10 protein-coding genes are annotated in these 14,237 nt (G+C 69.1%); 4 read left to right on the top strand and 6 right to left on the bottom strand.

Annotation, left to right across the window (positions count from 1 at the left end):
* Positions 1–10 precede the first annotated feature (10 nt).
* Complete coding sequence (locus tag FHW73_RS10205) at positions 11–910, bottom strand: TIGR01777 family oxidoreductase (RefSeq protein WP_183426609.1); 900 nt, start codon at positions 908–910, stop codon at positions 11–13.
* A gap of 296 nt (positions 911–1,206) precedes the next feature.
* Complete coding sequence (clpB, locus tag FHW73_RS10200) at positions 1,207–3,792, bottom strand: ATP-dependent chaperone ClpB (protein WP_183426608.1); 2,586 nt, start codon at positions 3,790–3,792, stop codon at positions 1,207–1,209.
* A gap of 188 nt (positions 3,793–3,980) precedes the next feature.
* Here clpB and FHW73_RS10195 point away from each other — a divergent pair, with 188 nt between their 5' ends.
* Genes FHW73_RS10195 through otsA form a run of 4 tightly spaced genes read left to right on the top strand, consistent with a single transcriptional unit; the run spans position 3,981 to position 8,722 of the window.
* On the top strand, positions 3,981–4,706 hold the full coding sequence (locus FHW73_RS10195; protein ID WP_183426607.1) for a glutathione S-transferase: 726 nt from the start codon (positions 3,981–3,983) through the stop codon (positions 4,704–4,706).
* Positions 4,707–4,758: 52 nt separating this feature from the next.
* Entirely contained in the window at positions 4,759–5,568 is an 810-nt protein-coding gene (gene otsB / locus FHW73_RS10190; RefSeq protein WP_183426606.1) for a trehalose-phosphatase, read from the top strand.
* Positions 5,565–7,355 carry a glycoside hydrolase family 15 protein gene (locus FHW73_RS10185; protein ID WP_183426605.1) on the top strand — a complete coding sequence of 597 codons (1,791 nt, stop codon included), beginning with the start codon at positions 5,565–5,567 and terminating at the stop codon, positions 7,353–7,355. The genes otsB and FHW73_RS10185 overlap by 4 nt, the downstream gene beginning before the upstream one ends.
* The gene (gene otsA / locus FHW73_RS10180) at positions 7,352–8,722 is read left to right on the top strand and encodes an alpha,alpha-trehalose-phosphate synthase (UDP-forming) (RefSeq protein WP_183426604.1); all 1,371 of its coding nucleotides are present in this window, start codon (positions 7,352–7,354) and stop codon (positions 8,720–8,722) included. The genes FHW73_RS10185 and otsA overlap by 4 nt, the downstream gene beginning before the upstream one ends.
* Before the next feature lie 102 nt (positions 8,723–8,824).
* On the opposite strand, the gene gloA is transcribed toward otsA, so the two are convergent.
* The 4 genes from gloA to FHW73_RS10160 all read right to left on the bottom strand — a co-directional run bounded on the left by gloA (position 8,825) and on the right by FHW73_RS10160 (position 14,167).
* Complete coding sequence (gloA, locus tag FHW73_RS10175) at positions 8,825–9,358, bottom strand: lactoylglutathione lyase (RefSeq protein WP_183426603.1); 534 nt, start codon at positions 9,356–9,358, stop codon at positions 8,825–8,827.
* A gap of 108 nt (positions 9,359–9,466) precedes the next feature.
* A complete protein-coding gene (locus tag FHW73_RS10170) occupies positions 9,467–10,021 on the bottom strand; it encodes a DUF4166 domain-containing protein (protein WP_183426602.1) in 555 nt (184 codons plus the stop codon).
* A gap of 53 nt (positions 10,022–10,074) precedes the next feature.
* The gene (locus FHW73_RS10165; RefSeq protein WP_183426601.1) at positions 10,075–11,685 is read right to left on the bottom strand and encodes a hypothetical protein; all 1,611 of its coding nucleotides are present in this window, start codon (positions 11,683–11,685) and stop codon (positions 10,075–10,077) included.
* Positions 11,686–11,902: 217 nt separating this feature from the next.
* Positions 11,903–14,167 carry a TonB-dependent receptor gene (locus tag FHW73_RS10160; RefSeq protein ID WP_183426600.1) on the bottom strand — a complete coding sequence of 755 codons (2,265 nt, stop codon included), beginning with the start codon at positions 14,165–14,167 and terminating at the stop codon, positions 11,903–11,905.
* Positions 14,168–14,237: the final 70 nt, after the last annotated feature.

Raw genomic sequence — 14,237 nt, 5'->3', positions numbered from 1 at the left:
CACACTTGGGTCAGCGCAATTCGGCGTCGAGGTAAGGCGCCAGGCGCGGCCACGCGAACTGGAAGCCTGACGCCAACAAGCGCGTCGGCAGCACGCGCTGCCCGTCCACCAACAGCGTGGCCATTTCACCCAGGCCCAGCGCCAGCGCGCGCGCCGGCACCGTTAGCAGCACCGGGCGCCGCAGGGCGTCGGCCAGTGCGCGGGTGAATCCGATGTTGTCCACGGGCTCGGGCGCGGTGAGATTGCACGCGCCGACCGGCGCCTGCGGCTCGCCGCGCAGATGTGCGTGCAGCAACGCGAGCACCGCCGCCACCCAGTCCTCGCGTGCGATCCAGCTCAGCATCTGACGACCGTCGCCGAGCCGGGCACCGAAGCCGAGCCGGAACGGGGGCAACAGCCGATGCAGCATGCCGCCGTCGGGATGCAGGACCACGCCGGTCCGCAGCCGCACCACCGGCACGCGGTCCTCGGCGGCGCGGGCGGCGGCCTCCCATTCCTCGCACAGGCGATGCTGGAACTCGTCGTGCGGCGCGCCCGCCTCGTCCAGCGGCAGGTCGCCTTGGGCGCCGTACCAGCCGACCGCCGAACCGCTCAGCAATACCTTCGGCGGGACGTGCGCCGAGCGAATCCAGTCGACGAGGACACGCGTCGGGATCAAGCGGCTGTCACGCAGCACCTGCTTGCGCGCGGCGCTCCAGCGGCGTTCGGCGATGCCGGCGCCGGCCAGATTGACCACCGCATCGAAACGGTCGTCCGACCACAACGCGGCGTAGTCGCGGACCTCGACGCCGTCCGGGGCCGGGGTCGAGGCCCGGCGCGAAAGCCAGGTCACACGCGCGCCCTCGCGCTGCAACGCGCGGGTCAATGCGCTGCCGAGAAAGCCGCTGCCGCCGGTGATCAGGATGTGCATGCGTGGGTCCCCATCGCGTTGCCCGGATGCTCGCGCGGGAGTGGGGAAGCGAGCGTCAAGGTCATGGCGAACCGCGCTTCGGCGGGTCGAAGGACGTGTATCGGGAAAGGCCCATGCCCCCACCCGGCGCGCTTGCGCGCGCCGACCTCCCCCGCGCGCGGAGGAGGTGTCTGGATGACCTTGTACAGGTCCAGATTGAACAGCGGCCTCCCCTCGGGCGGGAGGCGTCCGTATTCGCTCGCGCCGAGACCACGCGACGGGTGAAGAGGTGCAGGCTGTGGGCGCGTCAGCGGGGGTCAGGCCTTCGTGAAGCCCAGTTCGCCGCCGGCCGCGTCGACCACGATCGTGTCGCCGCTGGCGAATTCGCCGGCGAGGATGCGCGAGGCCAGCGGGTTCTCGAGCTGCTGCTGGATCGCGCGCTTGAGCGGCCGCGCGCCGTAGACCGGGTCGAAGCCGACATTGCCCAGCAGGTCGAACGCCGCGTCCGAGACCTCGATGCGCAGCCCGCGCTCGGCCAGGCGCTTTTCCAACCCGCGCATCTGGATCTTCGCGATCTCGCGGATCTGCGCCTTGCGCAGCGGGTGGAACACGACGATGTCGTCGAGCCGGTTGATGAACTCGGGCCGGAAATGCGCCTGCACCACGCCCATCACCGCGGCCTTCATCTGCGTATAGGCCTCGGCCGAATCGTCGCCGGCCAACTCCTGGATCTGGTGCGAACCGAGGTTGGAGGTCATCACGATCACCGCATTGCGGAAATCGACCGTGCGGCCCTGGCCATCGGTCAGACGGCCATCGTCGAGCACCTGCAGCAGGATGTTGAAGACGTCGGGATGCGCTTTTTCGACCTCGTCGAGCAGGATCACGCTGTAGGGCCGACGGCGCACCGCCTCGGTCAGGTAGCCGCCTTCCTCATAGCCGACGTAGCCCGGAGGCGCGCCGATCAGTCGGGCGACCGAGTGCTTCTCCATGAACTCGCTCATGTCGATGCGCACCATCGCGTCCTGGCTGTCGAACAGGAACTCGGCGAGTGCCTTGCACAGCTCGGTCTTGCCGACGCCGGTCGGCCCCAGGAACAGGAACGAACCGGTCGGACGATCGGGATCGGACAGCCCGGCGCGCGAGCGGCGCACCGAGTCGGACACGACCTTGATCGCCTCCTCCTGGCCGACCACGCGCGCATGCAGCTGCGACTCCATCGCCAGCAGCTTCTCGCGCTCGCCCTCGAGCATCTTGCTGACCGGAATACCGGTCCAGCGCGCGACGACCTGCGCGATTTCCTCGGCGGTGACCTTGTCCTGCAGCAATTGGAAGCCCTGGGTCTCGGCCTCCTGCGCGGCCTTGAGCTGCTTCTCCAGTTCCGGGATGCGGCCGTACTGGATCTCGCTCATGCGCGCATAGTCCTGCGTACGTTGCGCCGATTCGAGATCGAGCTTGGCCGCCTCGATCTGCTCCTTGATCTTGGTCGCGCCCTGCACCGTGGCCTTCTCGGCCTTCCAGACTTCCTCCAGGTCGTTGTACTCACGCTCCAAGGTGCCGATCTCGGCCTCGAGGTCGGACAGGCGCTGCTTCGACTCGGCGTCCTTCTCCTTCTTCAGCGCCTCGCGCTGGATCTTGAGCTGGATCAGCCGGCGCTCCTTGCGGTCGAGTTCCTCGGGCTTGGAGTCGATCTCCATGCGGATGCGGCTGGCCGCCTCGTCCATCAGGTCGATGGCCTTGTCGGGCAACTGGCGGTCGGCGATGTAGCGGTTGGACAGCGTGGCCGCGGCGACGATCGCCGGATCGGTGATCTCCACGCCGTGGTGCACCGCATAGCGCTCTTTGAGCCCGCGCAGGATCGCGATCGTGTCCTCGACACTGGGCTCGCCGACGAACACCTTCTGGAAGCGGCGCTCGAGCGCGGCGTCCTTCTCGACGTACTTGCGATACTCGTCGAGCGTGGTCGCGCCGATGCAGTGCAGCTCGCCGCGGGCGAGCGCGGGCTTGAGCATGTTGCCCGCGTCCATCGCGCCGTCGGCCTTGCCGGCGCCGACCATCGTGTGCAGTTCGTCGATGAACAGGATGATCTGGCCCTCGTTCTTGGCCAAGTCATTCAGCACGCCCTTCAGGCGCTCCTCGAATTCACCGCGATACTTGGCACCGGCGATCAGCGCGCCCATGTCCAGCGAGAGCACCCGCTTGCCGCGCAGGCCTTCGGGCACCTCGCCGTTGACGATGCGCTGGGCCAGACCCTCGACGATCGCGGTCTTGCCCACGCCGGGCTCGCCGATCAGCACCGGGTTGTTCTTGGTGCGCCGCTGCAGCACCTGCACCGTGCGGCGGATTTCCTCGTCGCGACCGACGACCGGGTCGAGCTTGCCGCTCTCGGCGCGCGCGGTCAGATCGATCGTGTACTTCTCCAGCGCCTGACGCGCGTCCTCGGCATTTTCGTCCTGCACGCTCTCGCCGCCACGGATCTTCGCGATCGCGGCCTCGAGCCGGGCCTTGTCCGCGCCCGCCGCCTTCAGCGCCTTGCCTGCGTCGCCGCCGTCGTCGAGCGCGGCCAACACGAACAGTTCGGAGGCGATGAAGGCATCGCCGCGCTGCTGGGCGAGCTTGTCGGTGACGTTGAGCAGGCGCGACAGGTCATTGCCGACCGACAACTGGCCGGCCTGCCCGGTCACCTTGGGCATGCGCTCGAGCGCCTCGGTCAGCCGCTCGCGCAGCACCGGCACGTTGACGCCGGCCTGGCCCAGCAGCGGCCGGGTGCCGCCGCCCTGCTGGTCGAGCAGCGCCAGCAGCAGGTGCGCCGGCTCGATGAAATTGTGGTCGCGGCCCACGGCCAGCGACTGCGCGTCGGCCAGCGCCTGCTGGAAACGCGACGTGAGCTTGTCCATCCGCATGACGGGTGTCCTCGAAGAGAGAGGCCGGCGCCTGCCGGCGATGTCCACCAGATGCGGCCGAAGCGGCCGGTTGCAAGCGTCCGCCCGCGTTTTCGTTGGCCCTGAGCCGGCGAACGGCCGCCGTGTCCTCACCCGGCGCAGGCACCGCGCCCGGCAGGATGCGGGCGATTCCGCCTGGAGGCATACCCATGCAGTACCGCCTGTATTACTGGAACGGCCTCCAGGGGCGCGGCGAGTTCGTTCGCCTGGCGCTCGAGGACGCAGGCGCCGACTACATCGACGTGGTGCGCGAGCAGGGCGATACGGCAATGGACTCGTTCCTCGCTGGCCAGGCGAGCGGCCTGCGCCCCTTCGCCGCCCCGTTCCTGGAGGCCGGCAGCCAGGTGATCGCCCAGGTTGCGGCGATCCTGCACTTCCTCGGCCCGCGGCTGGACCTGGTGCCCGACGATGCGGCGGGCCGGCTGCAGGCGCTGCAACTGCAGCTCACGATCGCCGACCTGGTGACCGAGATCCACGACAGCCACCATCCGATCGCCAGTGCCGCGTACTACGAGGACCAGAAGGAGGCCGCGGCGCGCCGGGCGGCCGACCTGCGCCAGCACCGCCTGCCGAAATTCCTCGGCTACTTCGAAGCCGTGCTCGGCCAGGCCGGCGGCGCGCACGCGCTCGGGCGTCATTCCTATGTCGACCTGTCGCTGTTTCAACTGCTGCGCGGCCTCGACTACGCCTACCCCGAGGCGATGGCGTCGCTGTCGCCGACACTGCCGCGGCTGCGCGCGCTCGAGGCGCGGATCGCCGAGCGCCCGAACCTCGCAGCCTACTTGGCCTCGACGCGTCGGCTGCCGTTCAACGAACAGGGCATCTTCCGCCACTACCCCGAACTCGATGGCGCGATTGCACGCTCGAGCCTGTGACACGCTGCGCGGATTCACATCGGTTTATCGCCGCGCAGGCAATCATGTTGCGATGCGCCAATCACTGGAAGCCACCGCGCCCTCGTCCCCCAACCCCGCCCCGCACCGCGGGCCGCCCCCGCCTCCCGCCGACGACTGGGCCTTGTTCCTCGATGTCGACGGCTGCCTGCTGCCATTCGCCGAACGTCCCGATGCGGTGTCCGTGCCCGCCACGCTGCTCGCGCGGCTAGTCGCACTGCGTGCTTCGCTGGGCGGCGCACTGGCGCTGGTCAGCGGGCGCAGCCTGACCACGCTCGACCGGCTGTTCGCACCCGAACGGTTCACCGCCGCCGGCCTGCACGGCGTCGAGCGGCGCCGTGCCGATGGCATCGGTCATGGCGCGCCGTCGCCGGCCGCACTGGCGGCGATTCGGGACGAGGCCGTGGTGGTCGCACGTCGCTATCCGGGCGCCGTGGTCGAAGACAAGGGCGCGGCGCTCGGCCTGCACTGGCGCGGCGCGCCGCAGGCCGAAGTCGCACTGCGCACGTTCGCCCAGGCCATGCTGCCGCGGCTGCCCGGCTACCAGCTCCAGCCCGGCGACCATGTCGTCGAACTGCGCCCCGAGCATGCCGACAAGGGCAGTGCGATCCTCGCATTCCTGGAAGAGGCACCGTTCGCCGGCCGCCGTCCGGTGTTCGCAGGCGACGATCTGACCGACGAGACCGGCTTTGCCGCGGTCAATGCCCGTGGCGGCATCAGCGTGCTGGTCGGCGACCGCGCTGCCTCGGCCGCCCAGTTCGCGCTGGCCGACCCGGCCCAGGTGCATCGCTGGCTCGGCGTGCCCGCCTCCCTTCCCGCCCCGCCCCTGGAGATCTCCCGATGACGCCAGCCGACACCTCCACCCTCAACCTGGGCCTCGTCGGCAACGGCAGCTTCGGCGCGCTGTTCGACGCGAAGGCCCGGTTGGTCTGGTCGTGCTTGCCGGCCTTCGACGGCGATCCGACATTCTGCGCCCTGCTCTCGCCCAAGGCCGGCCATGGCGACTGGTCGATCGAACTCGACGACTTCGCGCGCAGCGAGCAGGCCTACATCGAGAACACCGCAATCCTGCGCACGGTGTTGCACGACCGCCACGGCGCCTCGATCGAGATCCTCGACTTCGCGCCGCGCTGGCGCCAGCACGGGCGGTTCTACCGCCCTGTCATGCTGACGCGCCGGGTCCGCCTGCTCTCGGGCAGCCCGCGCATCCGCGTGCTGCTGCGCCCGCTCGCCGACTGGGGCGCGCGCACGCCGGAAAGCACCTGGGGCAGCAACCACATCCGTTTCCTGCTGCAGGACTTCGCGCTGCGCGCGACCACCGACATGCCGATCCGGTTGCTGCGCGAAGGCCTGGCGTTCGTGCTCGACCGCGACCTGCACTTCGTGCTCGGCCCGGACGAAACGCTGACCCAGCCGATCGCCGAGTTCGTGCGCGACGCCCTGCACCGCACCACCGACTACTGGCGTGAGTGGGTGCGCTACCTGTCGATCCCGCTCGACTTCCAGGAGGCGGTGATCCGCAGCGCGATCACCCTGAAGCTGTGCCAGTACGAGGACAGCGGCGGCATCATCGCCGCGATGACCACCTCGATCCCCGAGGCACCGGGCACCGCGCGCAACTGGGACTATCGCTATTGCTGGCTGCGCGACGCGGCGTTCGTCGTGCGCACGCTCAATCGCCTGGGGGCGACCCGGACGATGGAGGAATACATCCGCTACATCTTCAACCTGGCGGTCAGCGACGACGGCGACATGCAGCCGGTCTACGGCATCGACTACGCGCACGAGTTGACCGAGGAGGAGATGCCGGCCCTGGCCGGCTACCGCGGCATGGGCCCCGTGCGTCGCGGCAACCTGGCCTATGTGCAGCGCCAGCACGACACCTACGGCAGCGTGGTGCTGGCCTCGGCCCAGCTGTTCTTCGACCGCCGCCTGGAACACCCGGGCGATGCGGCGACCTTCGCCAAGCTCGAACCGCTCGGCGACCTGGCCTGGAAGCTCTACGACCAGCCCGATGCCGGCCTGTGGGAATTCCGCGGCAAGGCCCACGTGCATACCTATTCCAGCGCGATGTGCTGGGCGGCCTGCGACCGACTGGCACGGATCGCGGTGCAGCTTGGCCTGGACGCGCGCGCCACCCACTGGCGCGAGCGCGCCGATACGATGCGCACGCGGATCCTGGCCGAAGCCTGGAACGCCGAACTCGGTCATTTCGCCGATGCCTTCGGCGGCGACCGCCTCGACGCCTCGCTGCTGCTGCTTGCCGATCTGGGCTTTGTGACGCCCGAGGACCCGCGCTTCATCGCCACCGTCGATACGATCGGACGCACGCTGCGCCATGGCGACGGCCTGTTCCGCTACGTCGTCCCCGACGATTTCGGCGCGCCGGAAACGAGCTTCACGATCTGCACGTTCTGGTACATCGACGCGCTCGCCTCGATCGGGCGCCACCACGAAGCGCGCAGCCTGTTCGAGACCATGCTCGCGCGACGCAACCATCTGGGCCTGCTGTCGGAGGACATGTCGTTCGAGGACGGCGAGGCCTGGGGCAACTTCCCGCAGACCTACTCGCATGTCGGCCTGATCATGGCGGCGATGCGGCTCTCGCGTTCCTGGCAGGAGGCGGCATGAGCCGCCTGGTCGTCGTCTCCAACCGGGTGGCGCTGCCGGACTCGGACCAGAACGGCGGCCTGGCGACCGCGCTCGATGCCGCGCTCAAGGAGGCCGGCGGCCTGTGGTTCGGCTGGAGCGGCAAGGTCGCCCGCGCGCATTCGGGCGAGGTGCACCGCGCCACGCACGAAAACATCGACTACCTGACCATCGACCTGTCGCGGGAGGACTACGAGGGCTACTACAACGGCTTCTCCAACCGCACGCTGTGGCCGCTGCTGCACTTCAGGCTGGACCTGGTCGACTACAACGCGTTGACCCAGGCCGCCTACCGCGGCGTCAATGCGCTGTTCGCCGAGAAGCTGGCCAAGGAGATCCGCGACGATGACATCGTCTGGGTCCACGACTACCACCTGCTGCCGCTCGCGCAGGAACTGCGCCGACGCGGCGTGCGTGCGCGCATCGGTTTCTTTCTGCACGTGCCGTTCCCCTCGGCCGACATCGTGGCCGGGCTGCCGCACCACGAGAAGACCTTCGGCGCACTGGCTGCCTACGACCTGGTCGGCTTCCAGACCGAACGCGACCTGGAGCGATTCCAGGACTACATCCGGCTGTTCCGCGGCGGCAGCGTGGCCACGCGCGGAACGCTGCGCGACCACGATGGGCGCAGCTTCCAGGCCGACGCTTTTCCGATCGGCATCGACGCCTCGGCCATCGCGTCGCTGGCGGCCAACGCCGCGCGCAACCCGGCAGTGCGCCGGATGCAGGCCAGCCTCACCGGGCGCGCGCTGGCGATCGGCGTCGACCGCCTGGACTACTCCAAGGGTCTGCCCGAGCGCTTCCGCGCGTTCGAGCGCGTGCTCGACAAGCACACCGACCTGCGTGGCCAGCTGACCTATCTGCAGATCGCCCCGGTCTCGCGCGGCGGCGTTGCCAGCTATCGCGCATTGCGCCGCGAGCTCGAGCAGTACGCCGGCCACATCAACGGCGCTCACGCCGACCCCGACTGGACGCCGGTGCGCTACGTCAACCGCACCTACCCGCACGCGACACTGGCCGGCTTCTACCGGCTGGCGCGTATCGGCCTGGTCACCCCGCTGCGCGACGGCATGAACCTGGTCGCCAAGGAATACGTCGCCTCCCAGGATCCCGAGGATCCCGGCGCACTGGTGCTGTCGATCTTCGCCGGCGCCGCCCGCGAACTCGACGGCGCCCTGCTGATCAATCCGTTCGACAGCGACGGCGTCGCCGATGCGATCGCTGCGGCCCTGAAGATGCCGCTGGACGAACGCCGCGAGCGTTGGCAGTCGATGATGCAGCGCATCTCCAGCTACGACATCCACGCTTGGCGCCGCGACTTCCTCGACCGCCTCCAACAGACCCGCTGAAACCGGGGTCAGAGTCGCTTTTCCTGCGATTTGGTCGACGCCCTCAAGCGTTCCTACGCGAAAAGCGACTCTGCCCCCGGTTTTTGGCGATCCTGGTTTGGGTCAAAGCGGGGCGGGCTGGATGATCTCGACCCAGTAGCCGTCGGGGTCCTTGATGAAGGCGATCGAGCGCATGCTGCCGTCGCTGAGCCGCTTCTGGAACGGGACCTCCAGCGCTTCGAAGCGGGCGCAGGCGGCGCGGATGTCGGGCACACTGACACAGATGTGGCCGAAGCCGCGCGGGTCACAGTTGCCGTCGTGGTAGACGGGGCCGTCCTGGTGTTCGGTGCCGTGGTTGTGGGTCAACTCGAGCACGCCACGCTGCTCGGCCAGCCACTGGCGGCGCGCTTCGTCGTCGTCGGGCAGGACGCCGGCGTCGTCGATCAGGACCAGGAAATACAGCGAGAACTTCGCGTCGGGAAAATCCACCTTGCGCGCGAGGGTGAACCCGAGCACGCGGGTGTAGAAATCCAGCGATGCGACCGGATCCTTGACCCGCAGCATCGTGTGATTGAAGACGAAGTCGCGCGTGGCGGTGTCGCGTTCGGCGGCGACGCCGGGGACCTGGGCGAGTGCGGCACGGGTCTGTGCGGTCATGGCACGGCATCCAAAAGGCGGGGGATGCATCATTATCGGCGATCGGCCGACTGCCTGCGGCGAGCGCGCGCAACGCTGCGTCACGGACCCGCATGCCCACGCCTCCCGTCAACCCTTGTCCGACTCCGGTTGCAACCAGCCGCGAGCGCGGAACACCGGACCGACCAGCGGCAGCACCGCCTCGACCTCGAACACGCAGCGCCCGTCGACCTCGCGCTCGTTGCCACGCACGTCGGCCAGCAGCCGCGCCGGCAGCGGCAGTGCGCCGAGCACGCGCGCGCCGACCACGTTCCAGTACAGCGTCCCGCCATGATGGTGGAGGACGCAGCGCAGTTGCAGCGCGCCGCGGCGCAACCGCAACTGGCCGTTGCGGTGCCACAGCCGCCAGCGCGCCTGGGCCCGTCGCGGCGTCGTGTCCAACTCGCGCAGCCAGATTTCCCCGCGCGGCCCGGTCGTGCAGTCCAGGGTCAGCGCCGCGTCCGTGGTGGCGCCGGGGACGCCGGCCAGACGCGCGCACAGCCGCGCCAGCAGCCCCCGACTGCGCTCGATCGTCATCGCGCCGGCATGGCGCGCCTGCCCGTGCACGCCGTGCAGCGTGCGCAGCGCATCGGGCATCCGGAAGAACGCGGCGCCGAGCAGGGTCTGGAACAGCGTCGGCGCCATCGCGCGGCCTGGAACGGATCGGGCGCGCAGGATAGCGCTTGCGCGCCTTGCGTTCAGCCCGGATCGATCGCCTCGGCAGGTCGTCGCTGCAGACCGAGCAGGCCGATCGCCACCGCCAGGACCGCGTACGCGGCCGCGAACTGGAACGCGATCGCCTGGCGCAGCCCCTCCAGTTGCCACGGCAGCACCAGCGCACCGGCCGGGTGCACCGAATGGATCACCCCGAACAGGGTCGCGACCGCAGCCACCAGCAGCGTCGCCACGGCCGTGCCCGGGCGCCGATCGACCAGCGCGACCAGCGCCGTCGCCCACAGCATCGCGGTGATGATGAAGCCGTTGCCGAGCACGACGATCGCCGCCATCTCGGGCAGGCCATGGCCGGCATCGACCTGCGCATACAGCGCGGCCATCCGCGCAGGATCGATCCAGGCCGGATTGCCGAACTTGATGTTGAGCAGGTAGGCAATCGCCGGCAGGAATGCGAGCGCCACCGCGATCGCGTGCTCGCGTCGGGTGCTGTGGAAGGCCTGCACGGTGATGTCGATCCCGACGAACACGATGATCGGTGCCAGGACCGCGACCGGCAGCCACTGCACCAGTCCCGACACCAGGCCGAGCATGCCACCGATGCCGATGAACAGTCCCGTCAGCAGCGTGTAGCCGCTGCGCGCGCCCATGTGTTTGTAGGCCGGCTGGCCGATGTAGGGCGTGGTCTGGACGACACCGCCGCAGACGCCCGCGACCAACGTCGCGATCGCCTCGACCAGCAGCACATCGCGCGTGCGGTAGTCGTCGCCGGCCGCGCGTGCGCTTTCGCTGACGTTGATGCCACCCACGACCATCAGCAGGCCGAACGGCAGCAGCAGCGACAGATACGGCAGCGTGGCAGGCAGCCCGGCGACGAAACCCAGGTTCGGCCACGGCAGTGCAGGCGCCGGCCAATTCGCGTCCGGCAACGCGAAGCCCGGCGAGAGGCCAGCGAGACCGAGGCCGTAGTACAACGCGAGACCGACCAGCAGCGCGAACGGCACACCCGGTAGACGGAACGGCACGGGGCCGCGCGCGACCAGCACGTAAAGCAGCAGGCCCAGCGTCGCGATCCCCGCGACCGGTGAGCGCAGCGTCTCGATCAGCGGCAGAAAACCCAGCAGCATCAGCGCCGCGCCCCCGATCGAACCCAGCAGTGCTGCCCGCGGCACGACGCGCGTGATCCAGTCGCCGGCGAAAGACAGCGCGAGCTTCAGCACGCCCATGACGACCAGCGAGGCCATGCCCAGCTGCCAGGTCGCGATGCCGGCGGCGTCGGCGTCCATCCCCTGCCGGCCGAAGGCGAGAAACGCGGGACCCAGCACCAGCAAGGCCATGCCGATGCTGGTCGGGGCATCCAGGCCGAGCGGCATCGCGGTGACATCGTCGCGGCCGCTGCGCCGTGCAAGGCGCCGCGCCATCGCCGTGTACAGCAGATTGCCGATCAGCACGCCGAGCGCGGTGCCCGGAAACATGCGGCCGAACACGATGTTAGCGGGCACCCCGAAGATTCCGATCAGCGCGGCGGCGATGAAGCCGAGGATCGAGAGGTTGTCGACGACGAGGCCGAAAACGCCGTTGATGTCGCCGGCGACGAACCAGCGAAGACGAGAGCGGGGAGCGGCAGCGGTGGACATCGGCATTCCGGAAAAACGGGGGGGGGGGTCGAGCGCACGGTCACCGCCACAGACGCCGACGCATCCGTCGTCAGGAGACCCATGCCGACAGGCTGCGCGCGCGCCGACATCGCGATCTTGCGGCGCCTGCCGGGAGACGGCAACGGGCAGGCGCACCCCATGGCGCGCGTCCCACGCCGGTGCCCGCCGCGCCATCGGCGGCGGGCAGGGTCGGCCTTTAGAACTTCGCCATGAACTCCACGCCCCAGGTCCGGGGCTCGTTGACGAATCCGGTCAGGTTGTTGAAGTCGATGCCGCCGACGATGCGCGTGGTGTCGGTGATGTTGCGACCGAACACCGCGAGATCGTAGCGGCCCTGGTTCCAGTTCGTGCCCACGCGCAGGCCGCCTTCCAGCGTCGAGCGGCCGCGGAACTCAGGCGACTCGTAGAGGAAGAAGTTGACCTGTCCACGGTACGCCCAATCGGTGTAGACGTAGAACTCCGCGTCGTCGCCGACCGGCACGCCCCAGCGCGCGGTGAGGTTGTGAATCCACTTCGGTGCCTGCGGCAAGGCATTGCCGTCCACGCGCGCGAAGGTCTGCCCGTCGATGACCACCGTGGGATCGGTGACCGTGCAACCGCCGCCGCAGATCGCGACCGCGAGGTTCGGATCGCGGATCTCGGTGTCGTTGTAGCTGGTGCCCCAGGTCACCAGCAGGGTGTCGGTGAGCCAGGCCTGCAGGTCGAGCTCGACGCCCTGGCCGATCGACTTGTCGGCGTTGAGCAGGATCGCCTGATTGGTCGCGCCGCCCACGGCGATCAGCTGCTGGCCGTCGACGTTGTAGCGGAACAGGTTGAAGCCGATCCGGCCGCGGCGGTCCCACAGGTCCGCCTTGATCCCGACCTCGTATGAAATCACTTCTTCCGAATCGGCGACCGAGATGCCGCCGAATGCCAGCCGCCCCTGGATCGAGGGCGCGCGGAAGCCCTTGGCGACGCGGCCATAGACGTTGACGTCCTCATTGAGCTCGTAGACCGCGCTCGCATCCCAGCTGATGTCGTCGACATCGGTGTCGGCGAAATAGGGGCCGCCGACCGGCGTGCCGAACGGCACCGCCTGCAGCACACTGGCGCTGAAATCCTTCTTGTCCTGGGTGTAGCGCAGGCCGCCGCGCAGCTTCAGGCGATCGGTCGCGGCGTATTCGCCGGACGCGAACAGCGCCCAGGCGGTATTGCGCTGCTGCTGCACGGCATGGCCGGTCTGTGGATTGCCGGGGCTGAGTGAATCGTAGTTGAGGCTGTCGACGGTCAGTTCCTCGCGGAACCAGAACGCGCCAGCCTGCCAGTCGAACGGGCCATCGAGATTCGATTCCAGGCGCACTTCCTGACTGATCTGCTTGTGATCGGGAATGCCGTCGGCCGATTCGGACGAAAAGGGAATCAGCCCCGGCCCCGAGTCGGGCAGGAAGGCCGCGCCGTAGCCGCCGTCGATGTCGCCGCGGTTCAACGACTCCAGGGTTTCGTAGCCGGTGACGGAGTACAGGCTGTACTGCCCGAAGTCCCAGCGCAGCCGGGCACTGGCGCCCCAGGTCTCGAGATCAGAGAAATTGACGCCGTCGAGCGCGACGCGATCGCGGTCGAAACCGGGACGGAACCGGTTGCTGCCCGGCGAGACGAGGTTGGCGCGGAACAAGCGCGCCGTGCCATTGAGATCGCGCCGATGCAGGTTGAACAGCCCCTCGAAGCCGTCGCCCTCATACAGAAACTGCACGCGCGCAGCCGATTCGTCGTAGCCCTCGAAGCCGTCGTTGGGCGCACCGGCCAGGGTGTTGCGCACCGAGTCGTCCCGGCGCTGGTAGAGCGCCGACACGCGCGCCGACCAGCGCTCGGTCAACGCGCCGCCGACCGCGCCCTCGAAGTTCCACATGTTGTCGCTGCCGTAGGCGAGCTTGCCGTAGCCCTCGAAGTCCTGGCTCGGACGCACCGAATCGAACTTCACCACGCCGGCCGGCGTGTTGCGTCCGAACAGCGTGCCCTGCGGGCCGCGCAGCACCTCCACGCCGGCGATGTCGAACACCGGGAAGCCCTTCAGCAACGGGTTCTCCAGCACCACATCGTCGTAGATCAGCGACACCGGCTGCGAGGCGTTGAGATCGAAGTCGGTGTTGCCCAGGCCGCGGATGTAGAAGCGCGGAAATGCGCGTCCGTAGCTCGACTCGATGTTGAGGCTGGGCACGCGTCCCGACAGGAACCGGATGTCGGTACCGCCGCTGCCCAGCACGCCGAGCTTCTCGGCATCGAGGGTGGTGATCGAGACCGGCACGTCCTGGATGTTCTCCACGCGCCGCTGCGCGGTCACTTCGACCGCATCGAGCGTGGCGGCCGTCGTCGGCGGCGCGTCGGTGACCTGGGCGAAGGCGACCAGCGGCAGTGCAGCGGCGAGCGCTGCGGCGAGCTGCGAACGGGACGGACGGCGCGCTTGGCGGAAAGGCTTGAGCGACATGGCGGGGATCTCGAACAGGGGGGAGGAAGATCGGCTGGAGAACGATAAGTCGACGCGCGGCCACGCGCGA

The sequence above is a fragment of the Luteimonas sp. RC10 genome (assembly GCF_014192745.1).
Taxonomy (GTDB): domain Bacteria; phylum Pseudomonadota; class Gammaproteobacteria; order Xanthomonadales; family Xanthomonadaceae; genus Luteimonas.
Note: the sequence above shows the minus strand (reverse complement) of the source record. Positions and strands in the feature narration are given on the sequence as shown.

Bases quoted from the DNA above. Each gene is read 5' to 3' on its own strand.
- FHW73_RS10205 (WP_183426609.1), bottom strand. From the start codon at position 910: ATGCACATCCTGATCACCGGCGGCAGCGGCTTTCTCGGCAGCGCATTG.
- clpB (WP_183426608.1), bottom strand. From the start codon at position 3,792: ATGCGGATGGACAAGCTCACGTCGCGTTTCCAGCAGGCGCTGGCCGAC.
- FHW73_RS10195 (WP_183426607.1), top strand. From the start codon at position 3,981: ATGCAGTACCGCCTGTATTACTGGAACGGCCTCCAGGGGCGCGGCGAG.
- otsB (WP_183426606.1), top strand. From the start codon at position 4,759: ATGCGCCAATCACTGGAAGCCACCGCGCCCTCGTCCCCCAACCCCGCC.
- FHW73_RS10185 (WP_183426605.1), top strand. From the start codon at position 5,565: ATGACGCCAGCCGACACCTCCACCCTCAACCTGGGCCTCGTCGGCAAC.
- otsA (WP_183426604.1), top strand. From the start codon at position 7,352: ATGAGCCGCCTGGTCGTCGTCTCCAACCGGGTGGCGCTGCCGGACTCG.
- gloA (WP_183426603.1), bottom strand. From the start codon at position 9,358: ATGACCGCACAGACCCGTGCCGCACTCGCCCAGGTCCCCGGCGTCGCC.
- FHW73_RS10170 (WP_183426602.1), bottom strand. From the start codon at position 10,021: ATGGCGCCGACGCTGTTCCAGACCCTGCTCGGCGCCGCGTTCTTCCGG.
- FHW73_RS10165 (WP_183426601.1), bottom strand. From the start codon at position 11,685: ATGTCCACCGCTGCCGCTCCCCGCTCTCGTCTTCGCTGGTTCGTCGCC.
- FHW73_RS10160 (WP_183426600.1), bottom strand. From the start codon at position 14,167: ATGTCGCTCAAGCCTTTCCGCCAAGCGCGCCGTCCGTCCCGTTCGCAG.